The organism is Nitrosomonas sp., from assembly GCF_019752415.1.
GTDB lineage: Bacteria > Pseudomonadota > Gammaproteobacteria > Burkholderiales > Nitrosomonadaceae > Nitrosomonas.
Map to the genome: position 1 here is coordinate 75964 of NZ_JAIEME010000010.1, position 6497 is coordinate 82460.

The 6497-nt window shown below is 45.6% G+C and carries 5 protein-coding genes and 1 pseudogene; 5 read left to right on the forward strand and 1 reads right to left on the reverse strand.

Annotated elements, in window-relative coordinates; translation table 11 throughout:
* Positions 1 to 131 precede the first annotated feature (131 nt).
* The 3 genes from adk to K2P83_RS02375 all read left to right on the forward strand — a co-directional run bounded on the left by adk (position 132) and on the right by K2P83_RS02375 (position 4496).
* Complete coding sequence (gene adk / locus K2P83_RS02365) at positions 132 to 785, forward strand: adenylate kinase (RefSeq protein ID WP_292926277.1); 654 nt, start codon at positions 132 to 134, stop codon at positions 783 to 785.
* 158 nt (positions 786 to 943) lie between these two features.
* Positions 944 to 2203 carry a 6-phosphofructokinase gene (locus K2P83_RS02370; RefSeq protein WP_292926272.1) on the forward strand — a complete coding sequence of 420 codons (1260 nt, stop codon included), beginning with the start codon at positions 944 to 946 and terminating at the stop codon, positions 2201 to 2203.
* Between the two features lie 235 nt (positions 2204 to 2438).
* Entirely contained in the window at positions 2439 to 4496 is a 2058-nt protein-coding gene (locus K2P83_RS02375; RefSeq protein WP_292926273.1) for a sodium-translocating pyrophosphatase, read from the forward strand.
* Between the two features lie 318 nt (positions 4497 to 4814).
* On the opposite strand, the gene K2P83_RS02380 is transcribed toward K2P83_RS02375, so the two are convergent.
* Positions 4815 to 4970, reverse strand: coding sequence for a hypothetical protein (locus K2P83_RS02380; protein WP_292926274.1), 156 nt, complete (start codon positions 4968 to 4970; stop codon positions 4815 to 4817).
* Positions 4971 to 5055: 85 nt separating this feature from the next.
* Between K2P83_RS02380 and K2P83_RS02385 the strand changes: the two are divergent.
* Together K2P83_RS02385 and K2P83_RS02390 are read left to right on the forward strand one after the other, a co-directional pair.
* Positions 5056 to 5249, forward strand: a pseudogene (locus tag K2P83_RS02385) (IS1595 family transposase); the annotation flags it as partial.
* Positions 5250 to 5481: 232 nt separating this feature from the next.
* Positions 5482 to 6497, forward strand: a 1016-nt coding sequence (locus K2P83_RS02390; RefSeq protein WP_292926275.1) for a Calx-beta domain-containing protein, incomplete at its 3' end; no start/stop codon positions are given.

The window sequence follows — 6497 nt, forward strand, 5'->3', positions numbered from 1 at the left end:
AAAAATTACCGCAGTAAAAAACTCGAGTATCTGGCCAGCCTACGATATAATTGCATGATGTCTTTGAAGTGGCAGATATAAATACGTCACTGCATTCAGTAATTTTAATTGGTAACAAAGGGAGAATAGCTATCCGAGTCATTTTATTAGGTGGCCCTGGTGCGGGGAAAGGCACTCAGGCCAATTATATTAAGGAACATTTTGGTGTTCCACAAATTTCTACAGGTGATATGTTGCGTGGCGCTGTTAAAGCAGGCACTGAATTGGGTGTCATGGCAAAAAAAATAATGGATTCAGGTGGATTGGTTTCTGATGATATTATCATTAATTTAGTCAAAGAGCGTATCGCGCAACCTGATTGTGTAAATGGTTTTTTGTTTGACGGATTTCCACGCACGATCCCCCAAGCCGATGCCATGAAAGCGGCCGGTGTCCCGGTTGATTTTGTGGTTGAGATTGATGTTGCAGACGCCGAAATTGTGAAGCGTATGTCGGGCCGCAGAGTCCATCAGGCTTCAGGTCGTACTTATCATGTGGATTTTAATCCACCCAAAGCACATGGCCAGGATGATGTCACAGGGGAGCCGCTCATACAACGCGATGACGACAAGGAAGAAACGGTCAGAAAACGACTAGAAGTCTATCATGAGCAAACTGAACCTTTGATTGACTATTATTCAAAGTGGTCGGCAAATGGCGAAACAGGTGCGCCGCACTATATCAAAATAGCTGGCATAGGTACGGTTGAAGAAATACGTGATCTGATTTTTGCAGCATTAAAATAAATAAATAAATAAATAAATAAATAAACCAACCGCATTCTTTGGTTCAAAGAACAGAATTGAAAACTCAGGAGAGCGATGAGTCGTGCCTGGGTTTTTGTACGTACAGAAGAGTAGGACACAAATAGTTTACTTACGATTTGATCAATCAGGAGAAAAAAATGGCAATTAAAAATGCATTTTATGCCCAATCCGGTGGCGTTACGGCAGTAATCAACGCTTCTGCGGCGGGTGTTTTAGAAACAGCGCGTCAGCACGCTGATAAAATTGGCAATGTCTATGCTGGTCGCAATGGGATTATCGGTGCATTGACCGAAGATCTGATTGATACCAATGCTGACTCAGCAGCAGCGATTGCTGCGCTACGTCATACCCCATCAGGTGCTTTTGGATCTTGCCGCTACAAATTAAAGAGTTTGGAGCAGAATCGACGTGAATACGAGCGGCTGATCGAAGTATTCAAAGCACATAATATAGGTTATTTCTTTTATAATGGCGGCGGTGATTCTGCGGATACCTGTCTTAAGGTTTCACAACTATCCGATACGCTTGGCTATCCCCTTCAGGCGATTCACGTTCCAAAAACGGTTGATAACGATTTGCCAATCACAGATTGTTGCCCTGGTTTTGGTTCTGTCGCAAAATATATCGCGGTATCCACACGCGAAGCGAGCTTCGATGTAGCCAGCATGTCCAAAACATCAACTAAAGTTTTTGTGCTGGAAGTAATGGGCCGCCACGCAGGATGGATTGCCGCAGCGGGTGGATTGGCCTCGAGTCCAGATTGCGAGATTCCAATCATCATCCTGTTTCCAGAAATCACATTCAACAAAGAAAAGTTTCTTGCCAAAGTGGATCGCTATGTTAAGGAATATGGCTATTGCTCGGTTGTCGTATCTGAAGGTGTTAAGGGAGAGGATGGTAATTTTCTTTCCGACCAGGGACTGCGGGATGCCTTTGGTCATGCGCAACTAGGCGGTGTTGCGCCGGTAGTAGCCAATATCATCAAAGATGGTCTGGGATTAAAATATCATTGGGGTGTGGCAGATTATTTACAGCGCGCTGCACGCCACATTGCGTCTAAAACCGATGTGGAACAAGCTTATGCAATGGGTAAAGCGGCGGTGGAATATGCTATTGCAGGACATAACTCAGTCATGCCAACGATAGTCCGTCAATCCAATACACCTTATAGCTGGAAGGTGGGTATGGCTAAGCTTGCTAATGTGGCCAATGTCGAGAAAATGATGCCGGCTGATTATATCAGTGAAGACGGATTTGGCATTAGTCAGTCATGTCGCGAATACTTATTGCCATTGATTGAAGGTGAAGACTACCCGCCCTATAAGAATGGGTTGCCTGACTATGTGCGGTTAAAAAATATAGCGGTTGAGAAGAAATTGGGAGAGTTCAAAATTTAAGGAATAATTTGGATTGAAACTGCTCGGGTGTTGTAATAGAGTCAAACAATAATGCGCAAGTCACGTAACAATCTAAATTTCATTAATATTTGATACATTCTGAGGGCAAGAACAGATAAAATACGCCCTGATTGTATTTAGGTTTTGAATAAGTGAAGTGTCTAATAATGTGGAATTAAATTAGGCCAAGATTCCACATACGATTTTGATGGTCTGACTTTAATTGGAGTTCTTTATGGCTAACGGTTTTATTATCGCAATAGGTAGCGCGATCATAGCCCTGATATTCAGTGGTATCTGGATTAGGGGCATTTATGTTCAATCAACTGGTAATCAGCGTATGCAGGAAATTGCTGCTGCCATCCAAGAAGGGGCATCTGCATATCTTAAGCGCCAATACATGACTATTGGTGCCGTTGGTGCAGTTTTATTTGTTGCCCTTGCAATAGCGATTAGTTGGGATACAGCCATTGGTTTTGCTTTGGGTGCTGTGCTCTCTGGTGCCGCTGGTTTTCTTGGTATGAATGTTTCAGTTCAATCGAACGTACGTACGGCACAAGCTGCGACTGTCGGGTTGAATGAGGCGCTTGCAATTGCCTTCCGCGGCGGTGCTGTCACTGGAATGTTAGTAGTAGGCTTAGGCTTACTGGGTGTCGCCGGTTATTGCGCCACATTGTTTGATGGCGCAGATCCCAGCCAACCGATTAGCGATGTGATTAAACCTTTAATCGGTTTTGCATTTGGCGGATCACTGATCTCTATTTTTGCTCGTTTGGGTGGAGGTATTTTCACTAAAGGCGCTGACGTAGGTGCTGATCTGGTTGGAAAGGTAGAAGCCGGTATTCCAGAAGATGATCCACGGAATCCAGCGGTTATTGCCGATAATGTGGGCGATAATGTCGGTGATTGTGCAGGTATGGCTGCTGACTTGTTTGAAACCTATGCGGTAACAATCATCGCCACCATGATTTTGGGTGCCTTACTGTTTTCAGCAAATACCATTGATGCAGTGATTTACCCATTAATGTTAGGCGCCGTTTCCATTATTGCTTCAATTATTGGTTGCTACTACGTCAAGATGCGCGAAGGCGGCAAGATTATGAATGCGCTCTATCGTGGTTTGGCAGTAGCGGGGGGCATTGCTTTATTTGCTTATCTCCCTGTGACTGTTTGGTTTATGGGCGATATGTCTCTTGATATTGATGGCACTGAAGTAGCTGGCGGCATGCTGGTTATGCGTATATTCCTGGCCGCAACGATCGGGCTGGTGCTTACGGGGCTTATGGTTGTCATTACTGAGTACTACACTTCAACGGATTATCCACCTGTACAGCATGTTGCTGAAGCATCAACTACAGGGCATGCAACTAATATTATTGCTGGTTTGGGTGTTTCAATGCGTTCAACCGCTGCGCCTGTATTGGCTGTTTGTATTAGTATTTTGCTGGCCTATTCTCTAGCAGGCTTGTACGGTATTGCTATCGCTGCAACTGCGATGTTATCCATGACGGGTATTATTGTAGCGCTGGATGCCTATGGTCCAATTACTGACAATGCTGGCGGTATTGCCGAAATGTCAGAAATGCCAGATTCAGTTCGCGCCATTACTGATCCACTGGATGCAGTTGGCAATACGACCAAAGCAGTTACCAAAGGTTATGCAATTGGTTCTGCTGGTTTAGCCGCCTTGGTATTATTTGCTGACTATACGCATGCATTGGAACATGCTGGACATTCAATAACCTTTGATTTATCCAATCACATGGTTATTATTGGCCTGTTTATCGGCGGCATGATTCCTTATTTATTTGGTGCCATGTCGATGGAAGCTGTTGGACGCGCAGCAAGTTCAGTAGTTATTGAAGTGCGTCGTCAGTTCAAAGAAATTCCTGGCATCATGGAAGGCACAGCCAAGCCGGATTATTCACGTGCAGTGGATATGCTGACCCAATCAGCTATCAAGGAAATGATGATTCCTTCATTATTGCCTGTACTGATTCCGCTCCTAGTGGGTGTGATCCTAGGGCCACAAGCTTTAGGCGGGGTATTGATGGGTTCTATCGTAACCGGTCTGTTTGTGGCAATCTCCATGACAACCGGTGGCGGTGCTTGGGATAATGCAAAGAAATATATCGAAGATGGACACTATGGCGGTAAAGGTAGTGATGCCCACAAAGCATCGGTAACTGGTGACACGGTTGGTGATCCTTATAAAGACACCGCTGGGCCAGCGATTAACCCACTGATCAAGATTATTAACATCGTGGCTTTGTTGATTATTCCACTGTTGTAAATATACTTTTTAGCTTTAGACATCCAGTCACCCCCAGTTGTGTCACCATTTGGTGACACAACTGGGGGTGAAACGAAGGATTTATACTGCTTACAGTTGTTGTGCTGCTATACCCGCAGTCTTGAGTCGCTGCGCTGTGCGTTGTTTGGGCAAGGTGAATAGAAGAACTTTGGTTGAATCGTCTGCAAGTCTGATAAATTCCATGCGTATAACCGCTGTGCTAAGAGACCGCCGGTCAGAGCTTGTTTGTTGCACCCACGGTGTCACAAAACAGTGATCGGAAAGACTGCTCAATAACTGAAACAGTTTCCACGCTGATTAGCGAATCTGTATCCATACTCCAGCATACTGCGTTTCTGCTGCCACAAGTTTGTTTATGTCCCCACCAGCTTCAGATTGTGAAACAGGGGTTCGGTGTTCCAGCGGCATGGTATAGATGCAAACCTTCTCGGCACGCAAATCCGTTTTGATCACTAATATAGCCACGTGCTTTTGACCAATGTTGTTTGTCCGCATCGTAGAAGTCGCACAAGAACCCCTTTGAAAAATGCGTCATTGTTACCACGGTGTTAGCTCGCAACACCTGCAAGCCTACCTCAATGAATATTCACGTTTCGATCCAACCCGTTTCTATCCACTCAATGTGCTCCGTTCCTTGCTTGGCATTGCTGGCGATGCCGCTGCGCCGGCCTATGCTGAACTTTATGCAAAAAATCACGGCCTACTACTACATCTAGCAACCTTGGGAATTAACCGGATAAACACGATTAATTCTATGCGTAAATTCAGCAGCGAAAAAAGCACCGGAATAAAAGTCACAACGTTGAAAGAACTCAGTGTTATGATTTATCCAGCACCATCACTGATGGAAGAATCGGTTACAGAAAGGTTAGCTAAATCTTAACAAAACGCTAACTGTAGCCAAAGACAAACAAAAAGGCGGTATCAGCAATGACGCCAGATAATTTTTATAAGGGATAAGAAAATGACTACTATTCGAGTCGATGATGTTTTTGTGGATGAAACCAATGCAACCGCAAATTTTATTGTGTGGTTGGATGTTGCTAATGCCGCGCCGGTGACTGTCAATTACGCCACTTCAGCCAATACCGCTGCATTTAATTCAGATTATTTACATATTACAGGCGCTTTGACCTTCGTTCCCGGTGAGTTGTCTAAGACCGTCAGCGTTTCTATCATCAACAATGCAGTAGCCGAAGTGACAGAGAATTTTTTCCTCGTATTATCGTCACCCAGTGCCAATGCCACCATCGCCGATAGTTTTGGGCTTGCCACCATTATCGACAATGATGCGCCTTCTGGCACACCGGTGGTTTCAATCAACGACTTCGTCGTCGATGAAGCCAGCAAGGAAGCCTCGTTTGTCATTACGTTGGATCGGCCTTCCACCAGCGCGGTTACTATGAACTATGCCACGCAGAATGGTACGGCAGTTGCCGGTGCGGATTTTGTCACCAAAACCGGTTCGCTGAGCTTCGCTCCGGGTGAGACCGCCAAAACCGTCAAAGTCACCATCACTAATGACGCCGCGTTTGAGAACGCTGAAGCCTTCAATCTGGCATTGTCCGCCATTACCAACGCCACCACGCTTGACGGCATTGGTACCGCCACTATTTTTGAGAACGATGCGGCGCTGGTAGGTAATTCCAGGGTTTCTGTGGACGACGTGGTGGTCGATGAATCACAAACTTACGCCGACTTTCTGGTGCGCCTGGACGCGCCCAATACGGCTGCGGTGACAGTCAATTACGCCACCTCAGCCAATACCGCGGCGTTTAATTCGGATTATCTGCATCTCACCGGTAGCCTGATGTTTGCTCCTGGCGAGATGGTTAAAACCGTGCGTGTCAGTTTGCTTGGCGGCACAACTGCTGAAGCTGCAGAGAATCTTTTCCTGGTGTTGTCGTCACCCAGTGCCAATGCCACCATCGCCGATAGTTTTGGGCTTGCCACCATTATCGACAATGATGCGCCTTCTGG

What these genes read in the sequence shown, in the direction of transcription:
- K2P83_RS02370 (WP_292926272.1), top strand. Translation starts at nt 944, where the DNA reads ATGGCAATTAAAAATGCATTTTATGCCCAATCCGGTGGCGTTACGGCA.
- K2P83_RS02375 (WP_292926273.1), top strand. Translation starts at nt 2,439, where the DNA reads ATGGCTAACGGTTTTATTATCGCAATAGGTAGCGCGATCATAGCCCTG.